The 26,902-nt window shown below is 71.7% G+C and carries 19 protein-coding genes; 3 read left to right on the forward strand and 16 right to left on the reverse strand.

What is annotated here, in order from left to right; all coding sequences use genetic code 11:
* Nucleotides 1-382: 382 nt before the first annotated feature.
* From WMF11_RS11295 to WMF11_RS11355, 13 genes are all read right to left on the reverse strand, one after another.
* A complete protein-coding gene (locus WMF11_RS11295) occupies nt 383-1,153 on the reverse strand; it encodes a type II toxin-antitoxin system HipA family toxin (RefSeq protein WP_437977458.1) in 771 nt (256 codons plus the stop codon).
* Nucleotides 1,154-1,319: 166 nt separating this feature from the next.
* Nucleotides 1,320-5,831, reverse strand: a complete 4,512-nt coding sequence (locus tag WMF11_RS11300; protein ID WP_437977459.1) for a HipA N-terminal domain-containing protein — start codon at nt 5,829-5,831, stop codon at nt 1,320-1,322.
* 131 nt (nt 5,832-5,962) lie between these two features.
* On the reverse strand, nt 5,963-7,147 hold the full coding sequence (locus WMF11_RS11305; RefSeq protein WP_437977460.1) for an acyl-CoA dehydrogenase family protein: 1,185 nt from the start codon (nt 7,145-7,147) through the stop codon (nt 5,963-5,965).
* A 62-nt stretch (nt 7,148-7,209) separates the two neighbouring features.
* Nucleotides 7,210-9,099 (reverse strand): L,D-transpeptidase, encoded by a 1,890-nt coding sequence (locus WMF11_RS11310; RefSeq protein ID WP_437977461.1) that lies wholly within the window; start codon nt 9,097-9,099, stop codon nt 7,210-7,212.
* A 222-nt stretch (nt 9,100-9,321) separates the two neighbouring features.
* Entirely contained in the window at nt 9,322-11,163 is a 1,842-nt protein-coding gene (locus tag WMF11_RS11315) for an SUMF1/EgtB/PvdO family nonheme iron enzyme (protein ID WP_437977462.1), read from the reverse strand.
* A 605-nt stretch (nt 11,164-11,768) separates the two neighbouring features.
* A complete protein-coding gene (locus WMF11_RS11320; RefSeq protein WP_437908422.1) occupies nt 11,769-12,563 on the reverse strand; it encodes a creatininase family protein in 795 nt (264 codons plus the stop codon).
* Nucleotides 12,564-12,566: 3 nt separating this feature from the next.
* The gene (locus tag WMF11_RS11325; RefSeq protein WP_437977463.1) at nt 12,567-14,270 is read right to left on the reverse strand and encodes a benzoate-CoA ligase family protein; all 1,704 of its coding nucleotides are present in this window, start codon (nt 14,268-14,270) and stop codon (nt 12,567-12,569) included.
* Nucleotides 14,248-15,747: an NADH:flavin oxidoreductase gene (locus WMF11_RS11330; RefSeq protein ID WP_437977464.1), complete on the reverse strand. Its 1,500-nt coding sequence runs from the start codon at nt 15,745-15,747 to the stop codon at nt 14,248-14,250. Before WMF11_RS11330 ends, WMF11_RS11325 begins: the two co-directional genes overlap by 23 nt.
* Before the next feature lie 2 nt (nt 15,748-15,749).
* On the reverse strand, nt 15,750-17,027 hold the full coding sequence (locus tag WMF11_RS11335; RefSeq protein ID WP_437977465.1) for an acyl-CoA dehydrogenase family protein: 1,278 nt from the start codon (nt 17,025-17,027) through the stop codon (nt 15,750-15,752).
* Entirely contained in the window at nt 17,024-17,911 is an 888-nt protein-coding gene (locus WMF11_RS11340) for an enoyl-CoA hydratase family protein (protein ID WP_437977466.1), read from the reverse strand. Before WMF11_RS11340 ends, WMF11_RS11335 begins: the two co-directional genes overlap by 4 nt.
* Before the next feature lie 40 nt (nt 17,912-17,951).
* Nucleotides 17,952-18,530, reverse strand: a complete 579-nt coding sequence (locus tag WMF11_RS11345) for a MarR family transcriptional regulator (RefSeq protein WP_049876225.1) — start codon at nt 18,528-18,530, stop codon at nt 17,952-17,954.
* Nucleotides 18,527-18,958 carry a RidA family protein gene (locus tag WMF11_RS11350; protein WP_437908426.1) on the reverse strand — a complete coding sequence of 144 codons (432 nt, stop codon included), beginning with the start codon at nt 18,956-18,958 and terminating at the stop codon, nt 18,527-18,529. The genes WMF11_RS11345 and WMF11_RS11350 overlap by 4 nt, the downstream gene beginning before the upstream one ends.
* The gene (locus tag WMF11_RS11355) at nt 18,955-19,716 is read right to left on the reverse strand and encodes an SDR family NAD(P)-dependent oxidoreductase (RefSeq protein WP_437908427.1); all 762 of its coding nucleotides are present in this window, start codon (nt 19,714-19,716) and stop codon (nt 18,955-18,957) included. Before WMF11_RS11355 ends, WMF11_RS11350 begins: the two co-directional genes overlap by 4 nt.
* 516 nt (nt 19,717-20,232) lie before the next feature.
* On the opposite strand from WMF11_RS11355, the gene WMF11_RS11360 reads away from it, so the two are divergent.
* The gene (locus WMF11_RS11360) at nt 20,233-21,042 is read left to right on the forward strand and encodes a hypothetical protein (protein ID WP_437977467.1); all 810 of its coding nucleotides are present in this window, start codon (nt 20,233-20,235) and stop codon (nt 21,040-21,042) included.
* A 56-nt stretch (nt 21,043-21,098) separates the two neighbouring features.
* Here WMF11_RS11360 and WMF11_RS11365 read toward each other — a convergent pair whose 3' ends face one another.
* From WMF11_RS11365 to WMF11_RS11375, 3 genes are all read right to left on the reverse strand, one after another.
* Nucleotides 21,099-21,743 carry a Uma2 family endonuclease gene (locus WMF11_RS11365; RefSeq protein ID WP_437908429.1) on the reverse strand — a complete coding sequence of 215 codons (645 nt, stop codon included), beginning with the start codon at nt 21,741-21,743 and terminating at the stop codon, nt 21,099-21,101.
* Between the two features lie 161 nt (nt 21,744-21,904).
* Nucleotides 21,905-23,302 carry a Si-specific NAD(P)(+) transhydrogenase gene (gene sthA / locus WMF11_RS11370; RefSeq protein WP_437551801.1) on the reverse strand — a complete coding sequence of 466 codons (1,398 nt, stop codon included), beginning with the start codon at nt 23,300-23,302 and terminating at the stop codon, nt 21,905-21,907.
* A 50-nt stretch (nt 23,303-23,352) separates the two neighbouring features.
* Entirely contained in the window at nt 23,353-23,880 is a 528-nt protein-coding gene (locus WMF11_RS11375) for a tetratricopeptide repeat protein (protein ID WP_437551803.1), read from the reverse strand.
* A 62-nt stretch (nt 23,881-23,942) separates the two neighbouring features.
* Here WMF11_RS11375 and WMF11_RS11380 point away from each other — a divergent pair, with 62 nt between their 5' ends.
* Both WMF11_RS11380 and WMF11_RS11385 read left to right on the forward strand, forming a co-directional pair.
* Nucleotides 23,943-26,003 (forward strand): hypothetical protein, encoded by a 2,061-nt coding sequence (locus WMF11_RS11380; RefSeq protein WP_437977468.1) that lies wholly within the window; start codon nt 23,943-23,945, stop codon nt 26,001-26,003.
* Between the two features lie 107 nt (nt 26,004-26,110).
* Nucleotides 26,111-26,884 (forward strand): esterase/lipase family protein, encoded by a 774-nt coding sequence (locus tag WMF11_RS11385; RefSeq protein WP_437551807.1) that lies wholly within the window; start codon nt 26,111-26,113, stop codon nt 26,882-26,884.
* Nucleotides 26,885-26,902: the final 18 nt, after the last annotated feature.

The following is a 26,902-nucleotide window of genomic DNA, read 5'->3' on the forward strand; positions in this document are numbered from 1 at the left end:
AAGGGGGATGTCGCGGGCGGCCCGGTCCCCGGAGATGGGCGGAGCGGAGCGGACGGGAGGTCTTGCTGGACTGCCCGGCCCCCGGAGAGGGTGTTCGTGGGGCGGCGCGGGGGCCCCACCGAACTCGCCCAATTGACGTTCTATCTCCGGCGCGCTGCGCACGCCGGAGATAGAACGTCAATTGGGCTCAAACAACGGTCCGTCCCCCACGCCGCCCCACGAACACCCTCTCCGAGGGCCTACGGCTGTCTTGATTTATCCCCATGCGAACGGCAATCCGTCTCCCGCGCTGCCTGCGAACACCCTCGGCGGGAGCCTACGCCTGCCGATGGATCAACCGTTTCCCGATGAGAGGCGCTGCGGGGTGTGGAATGCGCTGCCGTCATGCTAGCGCGCGGCTTCGCTTCCTCAGAAGGCGCGCATAGCTCTTGCGCATCTCCTCCGGCATCGGCGAACGTCGCAGCAAAGCCAGCGCTTCGCTCGTGCAGCTGAGCATCGCGTCGATGACCGCCGAAGCCTCGCCGCGCGGGAGGCGCATGTGCTTCTCGGCGAGGTCGAGCCAATCATGGCGGCGCAGATCCTTGTTGCGGATGCCGAGGGGTAGCGCCAGCGTCTTGTCGCCGTAGATCCAGGTGCATATCAAGTCATAGGCCGGCGCCAGTCGGTAGATGCCATCCGCTCCGCGCAGGAGAGACAGGTTCTTGAGATGCATGTCGCCGTTCCCGATCCAGTAGGCGACGAGCATGTGCCGGTAGAGCCGGCGCAACTCGACCTCGGGCTCACCGCAATACCGCGCCACGATGCCCGCGCATTCCGCCGCGGTACCCTTGTCGCGCTCGTGGGCCGGTCGGCCAGCGAGCTGACAGAAGTCCTCCTGATGGAGCTTGCGTGGCTCCTTGCTGCCGGTGCGGTCGTAGCGCTTGATGACGTAGGCCAGGCTCCCGTCCGCGAGGTGGAACAGACCGAGGCGGGGCACCCGCACCCCGGCGAGGACGGCGATCCGCATGCTCACGTGCTCGTTCTCGGGTACATGGGAGTACCGCTCCAGCTGCGGCTTGAGGATGTAACGGCTGCTCTTGTCGGCGACCTCGAGGCAGCTCCTGTCCTTCGACAGCCGTATGAGCGCTTTTCGTTGCATGCCGGAGATCGACATCTTGCCGATCTCGGGTTGGATCCGGGCTGGCAGGTGGAGGAGATCCAGATCGATCCGCGGAGCCTCCTCGACGCCGAACAACTGGCGCAGGCAGGCGCGGTGGTAGCGGCCTCCCGAGTCGTCGGGAGGGCTCTCGCCCAGGCAGATCAGGCAGGCGGTCATGCGGCTACGCGGCCACCGAGAGCCTCTCCGGAACGATCTCCACCGCGCCGGCACAGTCGGCGCACGTGGCGAGCATCAGGCCGAAGGCATCGGTGCGGTCGAGGCCGAGCTTGCGGCAGGTCTGGTCGAGGAGCCAGCCCTCGGGGAGGAGGTTCTCGAAGAAGGGGTGAAGACCGCGGCTCTCGTACGGCTCGGGGCGGAGAGGGAGGGTCGGTGACAGGGGGATGGCGTCGGGACGGGCGAGGTAGGCGCGGTCGTAGATGAAGCGGGAGCCGCCGGGGATTTCCTCGACGGTGCCGGCGCGTGTACCATCGAGCGAGACGATGCCGCGGCGGGGGCGACCGACCTGGAGGAGGCTGTGGTAGATGCGGAGCCGCTTCAGGGCGGCGGAGGCCTCCTCGCGGACCTCGGTGCGCTTGGCGCGCTCGGCGAGGCGAGCGATGCGCGCCTCGTCAAGAAGTTCCTTCGCAGCGAGGAGGCGGGTGGCGCCGTGCTTGGCATGCCGGCTGAGGTGGGTGAGGACCGGGCGCCACTCGAGGTCCGGGAGACCCTGGCGGTGGAGATGCGCAGCGGCAAGAGCGCGAACACTCTCGTCGTGCGCGGAGGTGGCGAGCTGGCCGAGGAGACGGAGGGCCTTGCGGCGATCTGGGCCACCCAGGGAAGCGAGCGCCCCGCATGCCCGAAGCCGAACATGCTCGCGCGGGTCGCTGCTCGCTAGCTGCGAGAGACCTTCATGGGCCGCTGGGACAACGAGCGCATACTGTCGCAGAGTTTCGATGCACTGGCTGTTTGTGAGTTGGTCGGATTCTTGGGCTAGTCGTGTCAATGCAGCGGCACCCAGTTCTCGGCCCCGTATTGTATCAAACAGTGCCCATGCAGACCAAAGTCGAATATGTGCCGGCGACGACGCTGAAATTGCCATCTCGTGCAATATGCTCATCCCGCGTGGGTCCTGGTGGGCGACCATCCATTGGGCGAGAGTGATCTTTGCGTCGGGTCGTGCGATACTGTTGATGTTGTGTGATGCGTGCGATATTATCTCGCGCGCTGCGGTGTTGTTGCGAGCTAGCTCCTGAAGTCTGTGAGTGTTAATGTAGGTAGATTTCGTCGTGTCTGGAGCGTTGAATATCGCTTTCATCCATGTCGTTGCGGCCTCTTCGTCATGCCAGCGCAGCGTCAGCTCTCGGGCAATGTCCTCCCTGGATCGAGCATTGGTTATGTGAAGCAGCGAGCGCACCTGGTCGCGCATGGTGGAGTCGTCCGCTGCCTTGATTAGAGCATGGATGTCGGTGCTGGAGCCGAGCAATAGCCCGCGGCGGATTGTGTCGACCACGAGGCTCACGGCCTCATGTCGCCATTCTGGAACTCGTAGCAGTGCGACGGCCGCGGTGTAGCGCATGCGATGTGTCCTAGCGTGATGCATGATCGCCGCGATCGGTCCAGATGCCGAGGATATGCCGCCGTCTAGCATCGCGAGCCAGGCGCTGGTCTTCTTGGGCTCCGAGAGCTGCTCTACGGCGCGGTGCAGCTGCATGATTTCGGATTCTGTCCATTCTCCCAGATGACCCGCTTCCTTGAACAAATTCGCGAGCAGGTAGTCGTCAAGTTGGTCCAGGAGATTCTGTGTTAGTAGGCTGATTCGCTTTTGCCTGGGGCATACGGCGAGGGCGAGCTCGTTCAGCAAGGCGATCTTGTTGGGGTTGACATCGCGCGAGCTCGCTTCAAGGGCAGCAGTAGTGAAGCGGGCGGCATCCGGCCACTCCGGACCGCGAAGCCGGAGGGCGGACGAGAGTTGCTCGTCGTCACGTGGCCATGAAGGGAACTCGGGAACCAGGATGAAGTCTGTGATCTCGCGCGCGAAGGTGCGGACGGGCTCCTGATCGAGCAGACGGATCTCGGCCAGGCATCGAAGCGCAAACGTTATGAATGAATTCATATTGCCGTCGTCGAAGGGGCCCAATCGCTCTAGGACTCCCTGCAGCAGTTCGATCACCTGTTGCGGGCGCTCCTCCTCGATCATCCCGCAGATCAGGGTCAGCGTCTCGTTCCATGCCTGGTCCAGCCAATTCGTCTGGAAGACCGCCTTGATCTCGTCGAGCCCCCAGTCATGAGCCCGGAACCGCGCATGGATCTCCGCTGCAGCGAGGTACTCAAGGAACGTCTTGTGAACGAATCCGAAGGTCTGCCCGCCAATCAATGCGAGGATGTAGTTCCTCTCCCGCAGGTGCTGAATGAGCTGTTCGGCCGTCGCCTGCGCCTCCTCGGCCCTGAGCCCGTACTCCTCGGTGCAGAAGGATGCCGCGAAGGCGCTCAGGTCCCGCTGCTGGACGGCGTTACCGCTGCCGCCCGTGAGTTCGGTCATCATCTGGAAGGCGAGCTTCCGCAAGAACCGCTTCTTGCTGGGCAGATCGAACTGAACCGCACCGGCCGCGGCCAGGTGCTTGTTCGCCTCCCACTGCTCTGCCATGAGGTCTACGGCGCGCTCGTAGAGCCGGTGCCGCTGCCGGGGCAGCTCCGCGCCGCGGTTGAGCAGCGCAATCAGCGTGAGCAGCAGAGGGTTGCTGCACAGCTCGCGAACGGGCCTGCTCTCCTTTAGCGTCTGACGAAGGCGCTCAAGCCGTCGCGCCGCGGCATCCGGCGCACCGGGGAAGGCGAGCCGGTGCCAGCGCTCCAGGAAGGCATCGATCTGCCGCTCGTCGAATTCCTGGAGCGTGTAGGTCGCGAGCCCGGCTTGCTGGAAGAGCGGCTGCGCCACGCGAGCGCCGACGATCCGGCTCGTCACGACGCCGCGCCCCGCGTAGCGGTCGCGCACGCCTACGATCATAGCGGCGTAGTCCCGCCGGGCGTGCGGGTCGGCCACCTCGTCGAGCCCGTCGATCAGCCAGAGGAGCCGTCCCGCTTCGGCGAGGCGACGCAACGGCTCTCCACGGAGCGAGAGGTTGCGCTCCCGGTGGATCTCGTCGAGATAGTCGAAGAAGTCGCACGACCGGCCCGCCTGCCGGCACTGACGATAGTGGAGATCGAACCGCCGGAGCTCGATACGCACCGGCACGAGGTCGGCGGGCAGGTCGCCGAGTGACTCGCCTGGCGTGCAGAGCTTGAGGACGAACCAGCGGGTGAGGGCGCTCTTGCCTGCCCCGGGGGCGCCTAGAATTAGAACCCAGGGCTCTCCCAGTGAGGTGAGGACGCGATCGATTGGCTGCGGTGGACCGACGATGGCTGTACGATGTCGCGCATCGTCCGCGCTGGTTCGTTGCGGGGGCCTGCCGAGCCGCTCGTCGTCGTCGAGATCGCCGCCGGGATCGCGCGGCAGATCCAGACGGGGCGGTTCGCGACGCGCGGTCTGCGGCAGAAAGACGTGCAGCAGGTCGAGCCCTGCCGGGATGTCCGCGTCCTCGCCCATCGTCGCCAGGTCGAACAACGTCTCCCGCCGGTAGAAGTCTGCCCAGTGACGGCGGTACGCATCGACCATCTGCGCGAGCTCGGCGAGCGGGGATGCAACGGCTTCAGCGCTTCTGGAGAACGGACCGTCGATCCGGTCGAACCCCACCCTCTTTTCGACGCGCCACGCGCGCCCCTCCGGGTCGGATCGCAGGCACCCGATCCACCGCTTCTGGTCAGGGACATAGGCCCGCGTGCCATACGCCAGCCGATCCGGATAGACCTGCACGATCTGATACTGGTTCGGCACCTCGGGCGGCCGCTCCGGCACCTTCACGCCCGCGCTGCCGATCCCGAGGACCGGCACGTCGTTGTCGAGCCACCCGAGCTGCTCCTCGTGGAGGTGCCCGTGCACCACGAGGTTCAGGTAGGGCCGGAGCATCCCCTTCAGGTCCTTCGCGTCCTGCTTCGCGGCTTCGACCTCGCCGGGGTGCAGCGGATCGTGATGCATCGCCGCGATCCTGAGGAACCCCTGCTCCTTGTAAGGCCGCAGCTTGCCTGCGAAGAACCGGAGCTGCTGTTCGCCGACGAAGCCGTAGTGGTCCTCGGGCCGATGGCTCTCCGCGATCGCAGAGTTCACGCCGGCGACCACCACCCGGAGGTCGGGGTACTCGAACAGGGTCCACGGCTCCGCCTCGGTGAACTGCATCCCCGTCTGCCCCTCGTAGAAGCGGGCGAAAAACTCCGCGTAAGGCCGCAGCTTTGGCCAGTACGGGAGCAACGGACGCTCCTCGTTGCCCTCGCGCTCCGCGAAGTATGCCTGGCAGAGCTTCCAGTTGACGTCGTGGTTTCCGGGCACGACGACCACCCGGCGCGGCGCCAGCTCCGTGACCTCGGTCAGCCCGTGGGCGAACGAGAGGAGCTGATCGAACTGCGACTTCATGCCGTACTCGGTGAGGTCGCCGGTGAGGAGAACGAGGTCCGGACGCGTCCCTTGCTCCTCGCGCAGCCACTCGAGGTCGTCGCGGAGGCGCTGGAGGAGGCTGCCCGGCGAGGTCGGCCCTTCGAAGCGATGGTGCGGGCCGAACTGCAGATCGGACAGGTGCAGCAGGGTGACAGGCTTCCGATGGACCACGCTCCGCTAGCCTCCAGGCCGCGAGCGTACCACGACTCCTTTCGCTCGCCTGGCCGACAGGCGAGCCTTACCACGCCGCACGGCGGGTCGCGCACAGTAGCCAGCCGGCGCGGACCACCCGCCGATATCCCTCAGAACGCGTTGTGTCCCGTGATCGCGTTGCCGAGGATGAGGCAATGCACCTCGTCGGTGCCCTCGTACGTGTACACGCTCTCCAGGTTGAGCATGTGCCGGATGACGGGGTAATCGAGCAGGATGCCGTTCGCGCCGAGCACGCCCCGCGCGGTCCGCGCGATCTTGAGCGCCCAGCCCACGTTGTTCCGCTTGCACAGCGAGACCTGCACCGGGCTGATGCCGGTCGTGTCCTTCAGCCGCCCGAAGTGCAGCGCCATGAGCTGCCCCTTCGCGATCTCCATCGCCATCTCGACGAGCTCCGACTGGATGAGCTGCCGCGACGCGATCGGCTGGCCGAACTGGATGCGCTCGCGCGCATAGGAGACCGCCGTCTCGTAGCAGGCGCGCGCGGCGCCCAGCGCGCCCCACGCGATGCCGAAGCGCGCCTGGGTCAGGCAGCCGAGCGGGCCCTTCAGGCCGACCACGCCGGGGAGCACGTTCTCCTCCGGCACGCGCACCTCGTTGAGCACGATCTCCCCGGTCGGGCTGGCGCGCAGGCTCATCTTGCCGTGGATGAGCGGGGTCTCCAGCCCCTTCATCCCGCGCTCCACCACGAAGCCGCGGATGGACTCGGCCCCTCCGTCATCGACCTTGGCCCACACAACGCAGAGATCCGCGATGGGCGCGCTCGTGATCCACATCTTCGTGCCCGTCAGCACGTACGCGCTCCCGTCCTTCCGGGCGCGGGTCTTCATCGAGCTCGGATCCGACCCGCTGTCGGGCTCCGTCAGGCCGAAACACCCGATCAGCTCGGCGGCGGCCATCTTCGGCAGCCAGCGCTGCTTCTGCGCCTCGGAGCCGTACTTCCAGATCGGATACATCGCCAGCGAGCCCTGGACGCTCACGAAGCTGCGCAGGCCGCTGTCGCCAACCTCGAGCTCCTGCAGCGCGAGGCCGTAAGCGACCGAGTTCATGCCGGCGCAGCCGTAGCCGGTCAGCGAGCCGCCGAGCAGGCCGAGCGCGGCGATCTCGGGGATCAGGTCGGTCGCGAACTCCTCGCGCGCGAACAGGTCCGCGGCGCGCGGCAGGTACCGCTCGCGCACGAAGCGACGGACGGCATCGCGGATCATGCGCTCTTCCTCGGAGAGCAGCGGATCGATCGCCATGAGCTGATCGAGCGAGAGGGGCTCCTGGATGGCCATGGAGCGAGCGTGTAGCGTGCCTGCGCGCGGCGCGGAAGGGGCAGCGCCGGCGGGCCGCCGGCTCAGGGGCGGATGGAGACGAGCGTGCCCTTCCGTAGCGAGAGCGCGCCGTGCCACTCGGCCGGGACCTCGGGGGTCGTCCACTCGAACAGCCAGGCGGCGTCGAGCGGAGAGAGGTTCACACAGCCGTGGCTGCGCGGGGTGCCGAAATCGTCGTGCCAGTAGGCCGCGTGGAACGCGAAGCCCTCCGTGAAGTACTGGACGAAAGGCACGTCGCGGAAGTCGAACGGATCCTCGTCCTCCTCGTCGCCGTCCATCGTGACCGTGACGTGCTTCGTGTGGATGCGGAACAGCCCCTGGATGGTGGAGCGCGTCGTCTTGGGATCGCCGAGGCCATCCGCCCCCGTCGAGACGAGCGTCACGTAGACCGGCCGGGTGCCCTCGTAAGCGACGAGGCTCTGCTTGTCGATCGAGACGTCGATCCACTTCCGCCCGCGCACCGCCCACGCGGGCGTCCTGGGGAGCGGGTCGACGCGCACGACCTCGTCCGAGCGGACGAGCGAGCCGTCCCGCGCCTCGAGGTAGTCGATGCCGCCGAGGCGCCGCGAGGCGCCGGACAGCGGGATCGCCTCGCGGAAGCGGAGCGGAGCGCGGGTGGCGCCGCCGCGCTCGCCCGGGACGAGGCGCGCGGCGTGGCGGCGCCTGGCGAAGGCCACGGGCAACGTGACGCCCTCAGGGAGCGCCAGCCCGGCGAAGGCGCTCGGCCGGATGACGCGGGTCCGGTCGAGCGGCAGGACGGCGAGGTCGGTCGTCAGGCCGAAGCGGCGCCCGTCATGATCGAACGTCGAGAGCAGGGCGAAGCCGGAGCGCGTCCGGGCGCGGCCCAGGACGAGCGCGTCCGGCGAGCGGCGATCGCCGGCGAGCCCGGGCGCCGGCCGCCCGTAGAGCAGGACCGAGGGGGTCGCGTCCGGAGGCGGCGGCGCGACGAAGTCGGGCGCGCGCGCGGCGGTCGCGGCGCGGAGCAGGTGCCCGGCGAGGTCGGGCTCGGCGCCGCGCTGCTCGTCCCCGTCCGGAAGGCGCGCATAGAGCGGCGGGGTGGGGGAGCGAGACATCACGTATGTGTAGGGCAGGCCGCCGAGCAGGGCTGTCGCGTCGCCTGCCTGCGTCGCGGCAAGTGCGTTTGCGCCGGGCTGCGTCGCGGCAAGTGCGTTTGCACCCGGCTGCGTTGCAGCAAGTGCGGTCTCGCCCGGCTGCGTTGCAGCAAGTGTGACCTCGCCCGCCTGTGTCGTGGCAGGCGCGGCCTCGCCACGAACGACCGGCAAGGTGGGCGAAGCGAACCTGCGGACAGGGCGGCGCGACGATGCCTCGACCGCGAGGTCGTGAATGTTGAGCGTCGCGCTGGCGCCGATGCAGACGTAGCCGTTCGGCTCGATGTGGTACCAGCCGTCGGCGCACGACGTCCTACCGGACGGCTCCGGCCTGCGCGCGACCACGGCGCCGGCGCGCAGGTACCCGATGCGCCGGCTGGTCCAGCGCGGTTCGGCGAAAACCCACGTTTCCCTGGCGATGCTCGCGAGCTCGTGGACCTCCTCCTCGGCCGCCGTCGGCGAGGTGGCCGGGGGAGGATCGATCTCGGGCAGCTTGTCGGACCCGTCATCGACGAGCTCCGGCGGCAGCGCCGGCAACGCGAGCGGGTCGCCCCCCGGCGCCGCGGCGAGCGCGCCCGGCGCCGTCGCGGCCTCCTCGCCGGGCGGCGCGGCGTCCTCCGCGCGGGCGGCGGAGGGCGCCGGGGCAGCGACGGCCGGCGCGGCTGCGGCGAGCGGCGCGGTGACGGCGGAGGCGGGCGCAGGGGCCGGGGACGTCGCGGAGGGCTCGGAGGCAGGGCGCGGGCAGCTCACGCTCAGCGTCGCGAGCGCCATCGCCGGCAGGAGGAAAGTGCCTCTCACGCGCATGGAGCGCGCGTATCAGGGGGCGCCCGCGAGGGCCAAGTTCAAGGGGGGCACCCAGGAGAGCGGGAAGGCAGGGAGCGAGCGGCTCGCCGGCAGGAGGCGCCCGCCCGGGAGGCCCGGCGGGGCCGGCGGGCGCCTTGGCACGAGGTGCGCGGCGGACCCGCGCCCGCCGGCTTCACCAGCGCGGCGCGCATTCGCCTCGCCGGGCCGCCGGCCGGAGCGGCGTCACGGCGTGGGGAGATCGCGCGCGCACGTCGCCGTGACGTAGTAGCGCCGCGAGGTGCCCGCGTAGGAAGCCCGAAAGTCCGTCGTCTGCTTGTACCCGGCGGCCAGGAAGCTGCCGCCGTGCATGAAGCGCCCGCTCGAGCTGTTGTCGAGCCGCGAGCAGTCGTTGCAGGGCATCAGCAGCTGATAGTTATCCGAACCGTCACGGGTGGCCTTGTACGCGTTGCCAGCCAGGTCGAGCTGCCCCCACCGCCCGGCGCCCTGGGGGAACTTGCCGACGTCCGTGAGATCCGAGTGCGCGCAGGGATAGTTGCTCGGGTACGGCTCACCCAGGCAGCGGTTCGTTCCATCCCCCGCGACCGTGCCGTCGCCCTGGCAGCACCAGGAGGCATACCGTGTGACATCCGTGGAGCCGTCCTGGTTGACGCCGATGATGCTCTCGACGTTCGAGCCGCCCCACGGGAAGATGCGCTGCTCGTTGCCGCCGGCAGAGGCGTAGTTCATCTCCGCCTGGGTCGGCAGCCGGCCGCCGTCCCACGCGCAGAACGCGAACAGCTCGTACCACGTCGCGCAGACGATCGGCTTCTTCTCCTTGGCTCCCGGCGTGTCGCTCCAGGACGGCCATCCATAGGGATCGCAGATGAGCGCCGTCTTGAGCGCGCCCGTGTTGGCCGCGAGATACGTGTTCCACGACGGGTCCCAGCCGCTGTTCGCGATCTTCGGGTGCGCACCCGCGCCTGCGGCCGGCGGGTTGGCCTGGGTCGGGCCGCCGGTCTGCTCGAGGTACCGCCGGAAGCGCCCCACCGTGATCGAGTACTTGTCGAGGTAGAAGCTGCTGACCGTCGCGGGCAGACCCGCATTGTTGAGCCGGTTGAACGTGCCGCCCGGGACCGGAAGGGTCGAGCAGCAGTTATCGCCCCCCTCGACGCCGCAATTGGCACCTGCGCCAGGCGTGCTGCTGTTGCAGCTGATCGGCAGGCCAGGCACGCCGCCCCCGCCTCCGCCGCCCGCGCCCCCCGAGCCACCCGCGCCGCCGGCACCCCCCGCGCCGCCCGCGCCGCTGGAGCTCGACGTCGTGGAGGAGGTCGTCGAGGCGCTGGAGCTCGACGTCGTGGAGGAGGTCGTCGAGGCGCTGGAGCTCGACGTCGTGGAGGAGGTCGTCGAGGCGCTGGAGCTGCTCGACGTCGCCGTCGTGCCCCCTGTCTCGCTGTCGTAGCAGACGCGGAGATACGGCCGCCGATCCAGCGAGGCCTCGCTCGTTCGGATGTGGGTGCGATTCAGGGTTTGCTCGAAGAACACGCCGTTGTTCGCGACGGTGCGGTTCACCCAGCTCTGTACGGTGCTGGTGAGGCTGAGCGTGTGGTAAGCGTACGTGTATCCCGAGCTCGCCGTGAGCCACCCCAGGACGGTGGGATCCCAGGCGCTCGAGTGCGAGTTCCACGTCACGGTGTTCTCGTCCCAGGCCGTCGTGACCCGGTGCACGCGCATCACGTCGGGGGTCACGGCGCCGATGTTGAGGTAGAGATCCGCCGAGACGATGGTGGCGTTGGCAGGGATCGACGAGAGATCGAACGCGATCAGCCCACGCAGCTGGGAGCCCGAGCTCTCGCCAGCGTACATGTCGGCTCCGGTGGGGGTGTAGGTGGGGTAGGTCGAATTGATGAGGGCATCCTTGACCACGCCCGTCGTGCCGGTGCGCTGGAGAGTCACACAGACCGTCGCGGCCTGCTGCGCCTCACCGAGCAGCTCGTCACCTTCGTCTTGTACGCCGACGCACCCGGCGAGCGCCGCGCCGGAGGCGGCGGCGAGAGACGCCAGGAGCAGATGCCGAGACCCTCTCATGATCGTTCGATTCCTCATGATGCTCTCCGATCCGCGTCGTCGGGCCAGCTCCGCCCGCGAGGCTGCGTGTGATGCCGTCGCGCAGGAACGCCAGAGAGCGCCCCCGCCAAAACCCCACCATCTGCCTGCGCGCCGTAAAGCATCACCTTCATCAGGTCAGCCGTCGGATCGTTCTGGCGTCAAACAGCGCGCGAGGAAAACGATACCGTTTTACGGCTTCTAATTGAATACGTCAATTGGGAAGCGAGGTTTGTTGTCAAAAATCTGTTGATGTTGATTGTGATGTCAGAGCAAAACTAATCATTATTGATCGAGTCCTTGGTGATTGTCGAGTGCCGTGAGGCGCATTTGTGATGCAGCTCGCGTCTTGCTCACGTCTTGCTCACGTCTTGCTCACGTTTTGCTCACGTCTTGCTCACGTCTTGCTCACGTCTTGCTCACGTTCTGCGCGTGCCGCGCGACATGAGCAGCCCCATCAGCCTGAGCAGCCTGATCAGCTTGCCGGGGCGCGTGAGTCGATGGCGGATTCTGCCGTTCAGTCGAGCGTGCGGAGGGTGGTGCTGGAGTAGAAATGCCTGCGTTTGTCTACCTGAACGCTCGTTGGCCTACCTGCTGCTTTTTCCTGGCGGGGGCTCGTGGCCGGAAGCGCTGGAGAGGCCTTCTTCGACCTCGGTGACAATCATCGTCGCGAGCAGATCGAGCAATGCGCGGCCTTCGTCCTCGGACGCCTCGCGCGGAGATCCAGTGTAGGCGGCGTCCATGCCCAGCGCGCGGAAGCTCTTCGCTCCTGCCTTGATGCCCTCGGACAGGCTCAGGCCGAGGTCCGGCAGGGCCTGGGCGATGTCTTTCCGGACGAGCGCGGAGGCCGCGGCGAGGACGAGCGAGGTCTCGTAACGGCCCGCGTGGCAGGCGCCGCTCCGGAACTCCGCGGAGAGCGTCCGCGCCCAGCGGCGCGCGAGCGGGCACGCGACCGAGGCGCGGCCCAGGGGCAGGCCGCTGGTGGCGGCGCGCACGGCGCTGTCGTGCTCCGGCTCGAGGTGGTTGTTGATGAAGCAGACATGCGACAGGCCGGCCGACAGGTAGGCCTCGGCGACGGCGCGCAGAAAGGCGGTGAGCGCGGGCGCCGGGATCGAGATCGCGCCGGCGAAGCCCGCCGCGAAGTCGGTCACGCCATACCCGACGGGCGGGGCGAGGAGCGCGGCGACGCCGCGTGCCCACAGCCGGCGGCCGGCCTGCTCGGCCGCGGCCTCGCCGATGAGCGTGTCCGTACCGAGCGGCAGGTGCGGGCCGTGCGGCTCGACCGACCCGACCGGCACGAGCGCGACGCACGGCGCGCCACCCGCCAGGAGCGCGGCGAGCTCCTCCGTCGTGAGCTCCGCGAGGCGCGGCGCGGCCTGCATGGGCTAAAGGCCCGCCGGGTTCTCGCCGGCGGCCTCGCGCTGCCGGAGCGCCTTGCGATCGACCTTGCCGCGATCGTTCCTGGGGACGTCATCGACGAAGGCGACCCAGCGCGGGTACTTGTGCTTGCTCAGCCGGTCCTTCACGAAGACCTTGAGCTCCTGGGCGAGCTCGGCCCTCCCCTCGTCGGTGGCGACGCGGCCGCGCGCGTCGTCGCGGACCACGATGAACGCCTTCGGCTTCACGAGGCCCGCCTCCTCGGCGCCGATCACGGCGGCGAGGCTGACGGCCGGGTGCTCGGTCAGGCACTCCTCCACCTCGACCGGCGCGACCCAGACGCCGCCCACCTTGAGCAGCTCGTCGGCGCGCCCACTGAACCAGAGGTAGCCCTCGGCATCCATGCGGAAGAGATCTCCGGTGCGGCACCAGTGGCCGTGGAAGGTGCCCCAGCTCTTCTCGCGATCCTGGAAGTAGCCGAGCGCGACCGAGTCGCCCTTCACCCACATGACGCCGGTCTCGCCGGGCGGGAGCTCGGGCGCGCCCGCCCCGGCCGCGTCCGAGGGGAGGATCTTGATCGTGTACCCCTCCACGACGCGGCCGAGCGACCCCGGGCGCACGTCGCCAGGGCGGTTCGTGCAGTAAATGTGGAACATCTCCGCGGAGCCGATGCCGTCATAGACGTCGGCGTGGAACCGCGCGCGGAAGCGCTCGAGGAGCGCCGGCGGCAGCGCCTCGCCCGCGGACAGGTGGAAGCGGACGCTGGAGAGGTCGAGGCGCGGGGCGCCGCGCGCCGCGCGGGCGTCGTCGTCATCGAGCAGCTTGCCCATCATCGTCGGGACGTTGGTGACCACCGTCGGGCGATAACGCTCGATGTACCGCGCGAGCGACTCCGGCGTCGGCCGCTCGACGAAGAGGCCCGACGTCGCGCCGACGGCGAAGGGGAACATCAGGTTGGTGCCCGTGGCGTAGCCGAAGAAGAGGCGCGGCACCGAGACGGTGATGTCGTCCTCGCGGTAGCCCACGGTCGCCTTGGCGTAGCGCTCGGTGTTGAAGGCGAAGTCGCGGTGCGTGTGCATGGCCGCCTTGCTCCTGCCGGTGGAGCCGGACGTGAAGAGCCAGATGGCGATGTCGTCGCGCCGGGTGGGGCGGGGGCCCGCCGGGGCGCGCTTCGCCGCGAGCGCCGCGCGCCCCTGCGCGAGGGCGCCGCGGAGCGAGGTGCCCCGCAGCGCCGCGAGGGCCGGCGAGACCGGGAGATCGGCCTCGAGATCGCCGCCGGTCGGGACCTCGGGCACCAGCACGACGGTGCGGACGTCCGTGGCCGCGAGCGCGCCTTGAAGCGCGAGCGCCTCGGCCACGCGCGGGATCGTGACGACCGCGGCGGCCCGCGTGTACTCGACGAGGTGCGCGAGGTCGGGCGCGGGCGCCTCGGGGTTGCCCATCGCAACGACGGCGCCGTGGCTCAGCGCCGCGAAGAAGGCCCAGACGAACGCCGGCGAGTCGTGCAGGACGATGAGCACCCGCTGCTCGATCGCGACGCCCTCGACGGCGAGGTGCGCCTGGAGCATCCGGACCTTCTCGGCGACGTCGGCGTAGGTGTGCCGCTGATCACCGAAGAGCAGCGCGACCTTGTCTTCGAGCCCCTCGCGCAGCCGATCGAACAGGAAGTAGTCGGCGAGGTTGAGCTCGTCAGGGAACGTCGGTGCCGTCATCGTCACGCCTCCATCGCGGCGCCGTGAGCCGCCGCTTTCCGCCCTCCGTGGTCGCGACCCCCGGCTCGTCGAGCCCCTCGCGATCCCAGAGCTGGCACGTCACGGGTCGGTGGCGCTGATCGAGCGCCTCGCAGTAATTGGAATAGATGCAACGTCGGACCTCCCCGCTGCGCCCGAGCCGCACCTTCAGGAACCAGTCGGGATCCGCGAGCGTCTGCCGTGCCGCCCCGATGAGATCGGCCTCGCCGCGCGCGAGGATCGCCTCGGCCTGGGCGAACGTGCAGATCCCCCCCGCCACGACGACCGGCGTGCCGAGGCCGGCCTCGCGCAGGGCGCGCCGGATCTGCGCCTGCTTCGGCACCTGCCGCCCGAACGGCCCCGCCGCGTCCGAGAGCGCGGTCGGCATGCACTCGTACCCGCTCGGGCCGGTGTAGGGGTACGCGGCCTCGCCGACCTTGGGCTGCTTCGCGTCCTCGAACTTGCCGCCCGTCGACAGCGAGAGGAAGTCCATGCCGGCGCGCGCGAACGCGAGCGCGAAGAACGTCGCGTCGTCGACCCGGCTGCCCCCCGCGATGACGTCGTCGCAGAGGAAGCGGCAGCCCACCGTGAAGCGAGCGGAGACGGCGGCGCGCACCGCCGCGTAGACCTCGAGCGGGAGGCGCGCGCGGCGCTCGCGATCGCCGCCGTAGCCGTCCGGGCGGGTGTTCAGCGCGGACAGGAACGAGGCCATGGTGTAGGCGTGCGCGTAGTGGAGCTCGACGCCGTCGAAGCCCGCCTCGCGCGCCCTGACGGCGGCCTCGGCGAAGAGGCCTGGCAGCGTCCGCGGCAGATCGCGGATGTGAGGGAGCGCGACGTCGGTGACGCGCTCGCGCTCGCCGAAGCGCAGCGCCTCGAGCTCACGGGGTGCGAGCACGGCCTCGAGCCGCGCGTTGTCGAGCGCGATGAGCCGCTCGCGCACCTCGCGCTCCGGCGCGTCCCGGAGCGGCGGCTCCCCGAGCGCCTCGGACAGGGCGCGCCGGTGCGCGCCGGTGATCTCGAGGAACTCCCGCAGGAACCTGTCCTTCGCCGGGCGCCTGCGGATGCGGAGGAAGTCGATGAGCTGCAGGAACACGCGCGTCCTGCCGGCGCTCCGCGCGCGGACCGTCCGGACGAGCTCCCGGAGCCCCGGGACGAACCGATCGTGTCCGGCGCGGAGCAGCGGGCCGCTCGGCACGTCGCGGATCCCGGTCGCCTCGACAACGAGGGCGCCGGGCTGGCCTTCGGCGAAGCGGCCGTACCAGTCGAGCACGTCCTGCGTGACGACGCCCTCCTCGGTCGCGCGCCACGGGACCATCGCGGGCACCCACGAGCGCTCGGCGAGCTCGAGGCCCGAGGCGAGGCGGAGGGGCGAGAAGAGGCGCGCGCGCGCCGCCTCGCCCGCGGTGGGAGGCTCCTCGCGGGGCAGCGCGTGGCGGATCCTCTCCGGCGGCCTCCACATGGCTACCGCGCCTCGTCGCGAGCGCGCTCGTCGACCGGGGGCTCCGCGGCGGCGCGCTCGAGGATGCCCTTCGCGATGATGAGCTTCTGGATCTCTGTCGTCCCCTCGTAGATGCGCAGCGGCCGGATCTCGCGGTACAGCCGCTCGACCTCGGTCCCCTCGATGACCCCCATGCCGCCGTGGAGCTGGACGGCGCGGTCGATGATCCGCTGCGCCGCCTCGGTGGCGAACATCTTCGCCATGGCCGCCTCGGTCGAGACGCGCGCCGCCGCCCCGGCTGCAGCCGTGTCGCGCTTGTGGGCCGCGCGGGCGACGAGCAGGCGGGCCGCGTCGAGCTCGGTCGCCATCTCGGCGAGGTAGGCGCGCACCATCTGCTGCTCGGACAGAGGCGCCCCGAACTGCCTCCGCCGCGTGACGTGCGCGATCGCCTCGCGGAGCGCGCGCGCCGCCATCCCGTTCGCCGCCGCGCCGACCGAGATCCGGAAGGCGTCGAGCGTCTGCATCGCGAGCTTGAAGCCGCCGCCCACCTCGCCGAGCCGTGCGCTGTCCGGCACGCGGCAGCGCTCGAAGCGGAGCCGGCCGATCGGGTGCGGGACCGACATCGGCAGCGGCTCGGAGGCGACGCCCTGCGCGCCGCTGTCGACGAGGAACGCCGTGATCGCGGCGCGCCCGCCGCCGCGCTCGCCCGCCGCGCCGCCGCGCGACGGTGACGCGCCCGTGCGGGCGAAGACCACGAGGTGGTGCGCGAGCGGCACGTTCGAGATCAGCACCTTCTCGCCGTCGAGGACCCACCCGTCGCCCTCGCGGCGGGCCTCGGTCCTCAGCGAGGCGACGTCGCTGCCCGCCTCGGGCTCGGTGAGCGCGAAGGCCCCGATGCGCCTCCCCGAGATCACGTCGGGCAGGATTGCGCGGCGCTGCGCGTCGCAGCCGGCCAGCACGATCGGGTACGAGCCGAGCCCCTGCACCGCGAAGATCGCGTCGGCGAGCGGGGCGACCTGGCCGAGCGCCTCGCGGATGAGGACCAGCGAGCGCACGTCGACGGCGGTCGCGTCCGCGGGGAGGCCGCCGCCGCTCGGCGCGCCGCCGAGCGCCTCGGGGACGAGGTGCGCGTAGAGCCCGAGCGGCTCGCCCATGCTGCGCGCGACGGCGGCGGCGTCGTGCGTCCTGGCGAGCCGCGCGAGCGGCGCGAGCGCCTCGGGCGTCAGCCGCGCGGCGAGCGCGGCGTGGCGCTCCTCGAAGAAGACGGGGAGCTCGGCGGAGGAGAGCGCGAGCCCGCTCATACGCGGGGCGTCTCCTGGCCGGTGGACCGCGGGGTGGGGGGGGCGTCGGCGTCGCCGGGCGCGGCCGGCGCGTCGCCGTGGTCAGCGCCCTCGAAGCGCGGCGGGCGCTTCGCCCTGGTCGCCTCGTGGGCCTCGCGGAAGTCGGGGTGGGCCATGCAGATGGCCTGCGCCTGCGCCTCGGCCTCGATCGCGGCGGCGAGGGGCATCGTGCGCTCGCTCTCGAGCATCTGCTTGGTGATCGCGTGCGCGAACGCCGGCCCGCGCGCGAGGCGCTCGGCCCAGCCGCGCGCCACGCCCAGCGCGTCGCTGTCGGCGACGACGCGGTTCACGAGGCCGATGCGGAGCGCCTCGTCGGCGCCGATGAGATCGCCGAAGAAGAGCAGCTCGGCGGCGCGCCCCTGGCCGACGATGCGCGGCAGGAGGTACGAGGCGCCCATGTCGGCGCCGGACAGGCCGACCTTGGGGAAGATGAACCCGAAGCGGGCGCTCGCCGCGGCGATGCGCAGGTCGCAGGCGGCGGCGATCACCGCGCCCGCGCCGACGGCGACCCCGTTGACGGCGGCGATGACGGGGCGCCGGAGCTCGCAGATGCTCTGGATCAGCGCGCCGGTCGCGCGGGTGAACTCGAGCAGCCCCCGCGCGTCGCGCGCGAACAGCTCGGCGATGATCCCCTCCACGTCGCCGCCCGAGCAGAAGCCGCGCCCCGCTCCCGTGAGCACGACCGCGCGCGCGGCCGAGCGCTCGAGCGAGCGGAACGTGGCCGTGAGCTCGCCGTAGACCTCGAAGGTGAGCGCGTTCAGGCGGTCGGGGCGGCTCAGCGTGATCTCCGCGACGCCGCGGCTGAGCTCGAGATGGAAGGAGCGGGGTGTGAGGGTCATGGGCATCTCCTGGGTCCGGCGGGCGCCGGACGCGAGCCTCGCGCGATCAGGGCTTCGTCCGCGTGCGCCGCGGGGGGCTCCGCGCGCTTCGCTCGGCGTGCGCGCGGGCGCTGCCGGGGCGCGACGGGACGGGCATGTCCGGCTCGCGGAGCGTGGTGCGCAGCTTGTCGAGCAGGCGCGTCAGCGTGGAGAGCTCGGCCGGGCTCAGCCCGGAGAACACCTTCGCCACGCGCGCGGCGTGCCGCCGCTCGGCGTCGCGGAACGCGCGCTGCCCCTTGGCGGTCAGGTGCACCCGCCACGCGCGGCGGTCGCTCGGGTCGGCCCGCCGCTCGACCATGCCGTCGCGCGCCGCGCGATCGACGAGCCCGGTGAGGTTGCCCGCCGTGACGAGCATGCTGCGGGAGAGCGACGCGAGCGTCTGCCCGTCGCTGCGCACGAGGTTCGCCAGGAGGTCGAAGCGCGGGAGGGTCATCTCGTGCTCCAGGTCCTCCCGGATGGCCGCGAGCGCGCGCTTGTGGACCGCGAGGATGCGCACCCAGGCGCGCACGGCGGCCTGGTCGCCGCGCGCGCTCTCCGGCGGGGGGACCACGGCGAGCGGCCGCCTCGCCGGCGCCCCGCGCCTCACGGGCCGCCCTCGCCCCCGCGGCGCGCGTCGAGCGCCGCGACGGCCTCGATCTCCACGAGCGCGCGCCGCTCGACGAGCCCCGCGACGCCGAGGAGGGCCATCGCCGGGAAATGCTTGCCGAACCGCGCCCGCCACGCGGCGCCGATCGCGCGGAGCGAGCCCCTGTACGCCTCGAGATCGGTCACGTAGACGGTCATGCGGGCGACGTCGCCCGGCTCCCCGCCGGCGGCCGCGACGACCGCGAGCACGTTGTCGAGCGCCTGGGCGAACTGCTCGGCCAGATCGTCGCTCCGGAACCGCCCGGACGCCGGGTCCCACCCGATCTGCCCCGCGATGTGCAGCGTCCTGCCGCTCGTCACGACGCCGTTGGCGTAGCCTCGCGGCGCAGGCCACCCGGTCGGCTGCACGATCTCGAGATCGCCGTTCATCGCATCACCTGCCCCCCGTCGACCGGGATCGCCTGGCCATGGATGCTGCGCGCCTCGTCGCTGCAGAGCATCGCCACGACGAGCGCGACCTCGCCGGGCTCGACCATCCGGCCCTGAGGCGACATCGACTCGAGCGACCGCCGCGCCGCGTCCTCGCCCCGCCCGGTCTTCTCCGCGATGCGGGAGATCGCCTCGTCCGCCATCCTCGTGTTCACCCACCCGGGGCAGACGCAGTTGATGGTCACCGGCGTCCGGGCGATCTCCAGCGCGATGGCGCGGGTCATTCCGATCATGGCGTGCTTCGACGCGCAGTACGCGGTCGAGTAGGCGCACCCGACGAGCCCGGCGGTCGAGGCGACGTTGACGACGCGCCCGAACCCGCGCGCGATCATCTTCGGGATCAGGGCGCGGCAGAGCGCGAAGGCGCCGGTCACGTTGACCGCGAGCATGCGGTCCCAGAGCGCGTCGCTCGTCCTGTCGAACGGCGCGCTCTCGGCGACGCCCGCGTTGTTGACGAGCACGTCGATGCGCCCGAGCTGGGCTTCGAGCGCGGCGATCGCCGGCGGCGCGCCCTCGCGATCGCCGACGTCGAGCCGGACGGCGACGCCCCCGATGGCCGCCGCCGTCTCCTCGATCTCGGCCTGCGTGCGGCCTGCGACGGCCACGCGCGCGCCGCCCTGCGCGAGCCGCTCGGCGATCGCCCGGCCGATGCCGCGACCCCCACCCGTGACGAGCGCGATCCTGCCTTCCAGGGACATCCGGAGCACCTAAATCATATATATATGAAGCACAAGCCGAAGTCACCCCGGTCGGCGCGCGCTGCGGCGCCCGCTCGCCGAGGTCGGAGTCGGCCACGTCGCGACGGAACGCGCGGATCGGCCTCGCTTTCCTCGCTCTCCTTGCTCTCCTCGCCCGTCTGGCGCTCGTCTGGCGCTCGTCTGGCGCTCGCCGCGGCGTACGCTGCGCGTCGTCGTCTGGAACGTAGTGGGTGAGAGCATGGACGAAGACCAGAGCGGCCATGGTCGAACGGTCTGCGCCGCGAGGGCGGCCTGGTCCGGCTCGACGGCTGCTCCGGGCTCACCGGAGCGCGGAGCACGAGCTCCACCCAGCGATTCGCTCGCGCAGTCGATCGTCGACGTGGTCGAACCGATCCACTACGCTGCGCGCCTGTTCGTCGCGCCCCACGACGGCGTCGCGCCGAAGAGCATCTACATGACCGAGAGCATCAACCGGTTGGCACCGGCGACACGTTCGCGCCGCCCCGCGGCACCGAGATGCATGCCCTGGCGAGGGGCTTGCCGCTGCAGCTGCCGGCGGGCGCCGTGAGCGCGGCCGGCGTGCTCGCGTCGCGCGTCGCCGCGCTGCTCGCATGCGCCGGCGTCGAGGCGCGGCCCCCGGCGGCAGGGGCGGGCGCGTGGTCCCTCGCGCTGGCCGAGCCGCCGGATCTCGCGGCGCTCTACGCGGCGGCGGACGGCATCGCGCTCCCGGACGGCACGCTCATCCTGCCGCGTGGCGACGTCGCGCGGGCGACGGCGTGGCTCGCGGAGGAGCGCTCGCTCGACTGGGCGCGCGACCTCCTGGTCATCGGGGAGCGGGAGGATCTCGTCATCGTGCTCGACCTCGACGTCGCGGGCGCGCGCGCCGGGGGCGGCGTGCTCGAGGCGCCGACCGACGGCCTCGCCTCGTTCCAGCGCGTCGCCCGCTCGGTGGTCGGCTACCTGGAGCGGCGCCTCGGCGTCGCAGGGGCCGAGGCCGCGGCGCCCGAGGTGCGGGCGCGCGAGGCCGCGGCGCGCCGCGACGTCCCGGCGCTCGTCGAGGCGCTCGCGGAGGAGATGTACCCGGGCGCGGAGCGGCAGGTCGCGCACGCGGCGCTCACGCTGGGCGGGCTCCTGTCGGAGCGCGGGGACGAGGCGGCGCTGGACGCCTTCGCGCGCTCGGTCGAGGCGCGGATCGCGGCGGCGCCGCGGGGCGCCGCGGGGCCGGAGCGGCTCGCGGCGTGGCGCGCGTGCGAGATCGCGGCGCGGGAGGCGGGGGCTGAAGCGATCGCCGCGGCGTGCGCGGCGCGGGCGAGCGGCAGGGGGTAGGGGGCTGGCCTCGAAGCGCCTCGGTGGACGGCGCTTCGTCGCTCAGCGGACCGAGCTCACCTTTCGCCCCGCTCCCGGAGCCTCGCGCGCCACGCGCGCACCACGGTCGTCTGATCGCCCTTGCGCAGCATGAACTCCGTCAGCCCCGCGACGTCGAGCCCCGGCAGGAGCCGGCTCTGCCCCGCCTCCGCGTAGCCGTCCGGGCCGAGGAGGTGGATGGAGAGCTCTCCCTTCTTCAAAAACCAGACCTCGGGAACGCCGAGACCCGCATAGACGGAGAGCTTGTTGATCGTCCCGCTCTTCTCGATGATCTCGATCGCGAGCTCCGGGATCTCCCCGTCCTCGACCGTCCCGAGCACATAGCACTCATCCGGCTCGACCCCCCGCTGCGCGAGCTTCTTGCGGACGGTCATGCTGCCGTACCCGCTGAGCGGCAGCTCCGCCTCCTCCGCGTAGGCCTCGACGAGGCGGGCCAGGATCGTCTTCCGCCCCTCGTGCGGTCCGCCCGGGCTCATCAGCTCCAGCACTCCCTCGCAGTACGTCACCCGCACGCCAGCCCGGTCGCCGAGGGCGGCCAGGATGGCCTCGTACTGCTCCCACGAGACGTCATGAACGACGAAGAGCTGGTCTTCCGAGCCGTCCGCCGCGACAGCGTCGGCGGCGCCGGCAGCGGGGGCGAGGAGGGGTGCAGCGGCGGCCATGACAGCGTGCTCCTTCGGAGAGTATCGCCGCCGGGCCGCACCCTGGCAACCGCCGATCCGAGCGCCCGCGCACCGCTGCCCCGCTCGACCGTCCTGACGCGCGCCACGGCCTCGCCGGACGCTGCCAGGGGCGGGCCCGGGTGCGCCCGGGAGCCGCGCCTTCAGAACACGCGCCCCAGCCCGTCGAGCGCCGCGACGCGGTAGGCCTCGGCCATGGTGGGGTAGTTGAACGTCGTGTTCACGAAGTACCGGATCGTGTTGTGCGGCGCAGGTTGCGACATGATCGCCTGCCCGATGTGGATGATCTCCGCGGCGTTCTCGCCGAAGCAGTGGATGCCGAGCAGCGCGAGCGTCTCGCGGTGGAAGATCAGCTTCAGCATGCCGACCTGCTGGCCCGTGATCTGCGCGCGCGCGAGCGTCTTGAACGTCGACTTCCCCACCTCGTAGGGCACCTTCTCCGCCGTGAGCTCCCGCTCGCTCTTGCCCAGCGACGAGATCTCGGGCGTCGTGTAGATGCCCGTGGGGATGTCCCGGACCAGCTTGTCGTCGGCGTGGCCGCAGAGGTGGCTGGCCGCGTACCGGCCCTGGTCGTAGCTCGCGCTCGCGAGCGCCGGGAAGCCGACCACGTCGCCGACCGCGTAGATGTGCGGCTGGCTCGTCTGGAAGGTCTCGCTCACCTCGAGCTGACCGCGCTTGTTCGGCGTGATGCCGACGCTCTCCAGGCCGAGATCGGCCGTGTTGCCCGACCTCCCGTTGGCCCAGAGGAAGACCTCGCTCCGGAGCTTCTTCCCGCTCTTCAGGGAGAGCACGACGCCCTCCTTCGTGGCCTCGACCGCCTCGTGCTCCTCGCCGTTCAGGACGCGGATCCCCTTGTCGCAGAAGTGGTAGCCGAGCGCGTCGGTGATCTCGTCGTCGAGGAACTCCAGGAGATGGGAGCGCGTGTTCACGAGGTTCACGGCGACCTGCATGTTGCGCAGCATCGACGCGTACTCGCAGCCGATGACGCCGGCCCCGAAGATGGTGATGCTCCGGGGGGTGTGATCCATGCGCAGCAGCGTGTCGCTGTCGAAGACGCGCGGGTGGCTGAAGTCGATGTCGGCCGGCCGGTACGGGCGCGAGCCGGTCGCGATGACGAAGCTGTCGGCCGTGTACCGCCGGCGCTGGCCGCCGTCGCTCTCCACCTCGATCGTGTGCGGATCGACGAACCTGGCCTGCCCCGGAACGAGCTGGACGCGGTTCCGGTCGTAGAAGCTCTCCCGCAGGTCGACCTGCTCGTCGATGACGCGGTTCGCGGTCGCGAGGAGCTCGGCGAACGGGTACTCCGGAACCACATCCATCCGCTTGTAGATGGGGCTCTGGTTGATCAGGTTCATGTGGTAAATCGCGCGGCGCAGCGCCTTGCTGGGGATCGTCCCCCAGTGGGTGCAGCCCCCGCCGACCCGCGCGTAGCGCTCGATCGCCGCGACCGATTTGCCGTGCTTCGCGGCCGTCATGGCGGCGCCTTCGCCGCCCGGCCCCGTGCCGAGGATGATGAGATCGAAGTGCGGGGTGGTCACCATCGAGTTCCTTGCCTCCGGCGCGCCGAGCGCGCGCGTGCGCCGGGAGAAGGCTACTCGAACTGGAGCGGCTCGTCGTCGCCCCCGACGCCGAGCATCTCGAGGATCTGCCGCACCTCCATCGCGGCCTCGACCTCCGGGCCCGCGTCCAGGAAGCCCTGGAGGTGCTTCCGCGCGAGCGCGCGGTTGCCGCGGGCCGCGTACGCCAGCCCCATCGCGTGCATCGCCTCGCCGTCCTTCGGGAACCGGCGGAGCGCCTCCTTCGCCTGCGCGGTCGCGCCGTCCGTGTCGCCGAGGCGACGGAGCGCGTGCGACAGGGCGACCCGCGCCCCGAGGAAGCTCGGCGCGAGCCGCACGGCGGCGCGGTAAGCGTCGCGCGCCGGCTCGAGCTGGCCGAGCTCGTAGAGCGCGTGCCCGAGCAGGTTGTACGCGTACGGGTTCGACGGGGAGGCCTTGATCACGTCGCGCAGCGCGACGAGCGCCTCCTGGACTTGCTCCTCTTGCAGGAGCTCGGCCGCCTCCTCGACGGCCTCCCAGTGGGCGGCGTCGATCGATTCGTCCACCACGGCTCTGAGCACCATGGCGCGCAGTCTAGCCAGAATCGGCGCGCCGTCCTGGGCTCCTTCGTGGTACCGGCCGGGCGGTGAGGCGCCCGCCGCGGATCCGGCCGCTCTTGTGGCACGCGAGCGCCGCGATCCCGGTGCTCGGCGCCGCCGCGGCGTTCTACGGGCCCGCGCTCGCCAGGACGGGCGGCGTCTGGCCGGCGCCCCTCGACGACGTCTACATCCACTTCGGGTTCGCCCGCGCCGCGGCCCTGGGCCACCCGTTCTCGTGGATCCCGGGCAACGGCTACTCCTCGGGCGGGACCAGCCTGGCGTACCCCCTCGCCCTGGCGCCCGGGTACCTGCTCGGGTTTCGCGGCGCGTGGCTCGGCCTCTTCGCCGCGCTCCTCGCGTGCGCCGCGCTGCTCGACCTCTGCCGATCGCTCCGGTGGCTCCTCGATCCGCGCGGCGGGCCGGGCGCCGCCTCCTCCCGCTGGGTCGCCTGGGCCGCGCCGCTCTTCGTCGTGGCCGTGCCGCTGCTCGACTGGAGCTGGTTCTCCGGGATGGAGGTCGCGCTGCTCGGCGCGGTGATGGGCCGGGCGCTCGTCGCGGTGCGGCGCGCCGAGCTCGCCCCGCCGGCGCAGCGCCCGGCCGAGCAGCTCCGGGCAGGGCTCCTCGCCGCGCTGCTCGTCGCGACCCGGCCCGAGGCCGTCGCGCTCGCGGCGCCGCTCGCGGTCGCCGTGGCCCACGCGGCGGGCTCGCTGGGCGCGGCGGCGTCGCTCGCGCGCGCGTCCCTGCCGACCGCGCTGCTCCTCGGCGCGCAGGCCGCCGCGAACCGCGCGCTCACGGGGGAGTGGAGCGCGGCGGGGGCGGTGCGCAAGCTCATCCTCTCGAACCCGTACCCGGCGCCGCTCGAGAAGGCGCTGGAGGTGATCAAGAACCTCGCCGCGCTGCGGGTGCAGGCGCTGGAGAGCGCGCTCGGCGGCCCGTCCTACGCCTTCCTCTTGCCGCTGCTCGGCGCGATCGCGGCGCTCGACCGGCGGACGCGGCGCCTCGCCGTGCCGCTCCTGATCGGCGCCTACGGCTCGCTGCTCCTCGTCGCGCTCAACGCGACGGCGCGCTACCAGAACCTCCGCTACGCCGCCCCGGCGCTCGCGATGCTGCTCGTCGCCGCGGCCCTCGGGACCGAGGCGCTCGCGCGGCGGGGGCGGCTCGCGGCCGGCGTCGCCGCGGCGCTCGCGCTCGCGGCGCTCGCGGCGCCCTCGGCGTGGTTCGCGCGGCAGATCGACCACTTCGCCCGCTCCTCGGCCAACATCGCCGGGCAGCAGGTCGAGGTCGCGCGGCGCCTGGCCGCGCGCGCGCGCCAACACCGAGCGCCGCGGCGGGTGCTGGTCGGCGACGCGGGCGCGATCCCGTACCTGTCGGGGATCCCCGCCATCGACGGGCTCGGGCTCGGCGGGTACCGGGGGATGCCGTTCGCGCGGGCCTCGGTGCACGGGGTGCCGGCCGTCGTCGAGCTCATCGAGCGGCTCGACGCCGCCGAGCGGCCCGACGTCTTCGCCCTTTACCCCTCGTGGTGGGGCGGGCTCGCGGACGTCTTCGGCCGGCGCGTCGACGCGGTGAAGATCGAGGACAACGTGATGTGCGCCGCGGACGAGAAGGTGATCTACGAGGCGGACTGGTCGGCGCTCGCGCCGCCGGGCGAGCGCCGCGACGGGGCCATCGACGAGGTGGACATCGCCGACCTGGTCGACGAGCGCGCGCACGGCTACGCGTTCCCGTCGCCGCGCGGCGGCTGGGTCGTCGGCGCCGTGCTGCGGGACGGGAGCGACGGCGGCGGTGCGCCGCGGTTCGACGCCGGCAGGATCATCCCCGAGGGGCGCGAGCAGTCGTTCGCAATCAGAGCGGCCGCCGCGGCCGCCGCCATCGCCCGCGGGCCCGCCGTGCTCGCGCTGCGCACCGACGGGGGCGGCCCGATCGCGATCGGCGTGGCGATCGAGCGCGCCGCGGACGAGGCGCGCGTCGAGGTGCCAGAGCGCCCTCTGGACCGCTGGTCCGAGATCCGGGTGCCGCTCCGCGACGTCGCGCCGGGGGACCTTGTCCGGATCCGCGCGCTCCGGGGGACGCTCCGCAGCTTCCATGTCTGGCTGCTGCGGCCGTGATCGGCCTCCGTGCCGCCCGCGCGGCGTCCTCGCGGCGCGCGCCCGCGACACAGCGCGTCGCGAGCCACGAGGACGTCGCGCGACGGATCCATGGTAAGAGCCACCACGTGGCGAGGTGGTTCCGTGCGTCGGCCTTCGCGGCGACAGCTGGCAGGGAGGTGGCCTCGTTCGCGAGGCAGGCCGTCCTCCTGCCGTACGACACCCTCGCGCCGGTGATCCCTGACGGGGCGCGCGACGGCGACGAGGTGGTGGTCATCCTTCACGGGCTCTTCGCCTCCGCCGGCGTCCTCCGGCCGTTGCGCACGGCGATCGAGCGCCACGCCGCGATGTCGCGCGCCTCGCGGGCGCGTGGTCGGACGGACCCGGCGCGCGCCGAGCCGTCGTGGTCGGTCCACACGGCGACGATGTCCTACGCGCCGGGGCCCGGCGTCGAGGCGCTGTCGGCGCGCCTCGCGGCGCTCGTCGCGGCGCTCCCGGACGGGGCGCGCTTGCACCTCGTCGGCCACAGCATGGGCGGCATCGTGTGCCGCTTCTTCGCGCAGGAGGTCGGCGATCCGCGCGTCGTGCAGACCATCTCCATGGCGAGCCCGTTCGGCGGCATCCCGCGCGCAGGGCTGCTCGGCTTCGGCGGCGCGCGCGATCTCGACGCGTCGAGCCCGGTCCTCCGGCGCGTCCTCCTCGGGACGGCGCGGTCGAGCATTCCGCACCTGTCGATCGTCGCGGGGGCCGACACGCTGGTCCGCTCGCCCATCGCGCACGCGCTGCCGGGCGGCGAGGTGCGGGTGATGGAGGGGCGGGGGCACAACACGCTCCTCTTCGATCCCGAGGTGGCCGCGCTCGTGGCGCGGCGCATCGTCGAGCGGCGCGGCCCCGCGCGGTGACCTATCCCCGCTCGGCGC

The organism is Sorangium sp. So ce295 (genome assembly GCF_051527405.1).
Lineage (GTDB): Bacteria > Myxococcota_A > Polyangia > Polyangiales > Polyangiaceae > Sorangium > Sorangium cellulosum_B.

Bases quoted from the DNA above. Each gene is read 5' to 3' on its own strand.
- WMF11_RS11295 (WP_437977458.1), bottom strand. From the start codon at position 1,153: ATGTCGATCTCCGGCATGCAACGAAAAGCGCTCATACGGCTGTCGAAG.
- WMF11_RS11305 (WP_437977460.1), bottom strand. From the start codon at position 7,147: ATGGCCATCCAGGAGCCCCTCTCGCTCGATCAGCTCATGGCGATCGAT.
- WMF11_RS11310 (WP_437977461.1), bottom strand. From the start codon at position 9,099: ATGCGCGTGAGAGGCACTTTCCTCCTGCCGGCGATGGCGCTCGCGACG.
- WMF11_RS11315 (WP_437977462.1), bottom strand. From the start codon at position 11,163: ATGAGAGGGTCTCGGCATCTGCTCCTGGCGTCTCTCGCCGCCGCCTCC.
- WMF11_RS11320 (WP_437908422.1), bottom strand. From the start codon at position 12,563: ATGCAGGCCGCGCCGCGCCTCGCGGAGCTCACGACGGAGGAGCTCGCC.
- WMF11_RS11325 (WP_437977463.1), bottom strand. From the start codon at position 14,270: ATGACGGCACCGACGTTCCCTGACGAGCTCAACCTCGCCGACTACTTC.
- WMF11_RS11330 (WP_437977464.1), bottom strand. From the start codon at position 15,747: ATGTGGAGGCCGCCGGAGAGGATCCGCCACGCGCTGCCCCGCGAGGAG.
- WMF11_RS11335 (WP_437977465.1), bottom strand. From the start codon at position 17,027: ATGAGCGGGCTCGCGCTCTCCTCCGCCGAGCTCCCCGTCTTCTTCGAG.
- WMF11_RS11340 (WP_437977466.1), bottom strand. From the start codon at position 17,911: ATGCCCATGACCCTCACACCCCGCTCCTTCCATCTCGAGCTCAGCCGC.
- WMF11_RS11350 (WP_437908426.1), bottom strand. From the start codon at position 18,958: ATGAACGGCGATCTCGAGATCGTGCAGCCGACCGGGTGGCCTGCGCCG.
- WMF11_RS11355 (WP_437908427.1), bottom strand. From the start codon at position 19,716: ATGTCCCTGGAAGGCAGGATCGCGCTCGTCACGGGTGGGGGTCGCGGC.
- WMF11_RS11360 (WP_437977467.1), top strand. From the start codon at position 20,233: ATGCATGCCCTGGCGAGGGGCTTGCCGCTGCAGCTGCCGGCGGGCGCC.
- WMF11_RS11365 (WP_437908429.1), bottom strand. From the start codon at position 21,743: ATGGCCGCCGCTGCACCCCTCCTCGCCCCCGCTGCCGGCGCCGCCGAC.
- sthA (WP_437551801.1), bottom strand. From the start codon at position 23,302: ATGGTGACCACCCCGCACTTCGATCTCATCATCCTCGGCACGGGGCCG.
- WMF11_RS11375 (WP_437551803.1), bottom strand. From the start codon at position 23,880: ATGGTGCTCAGAGCCGTGGTGGACGAATCGATCGACGCCGCCCACTGG.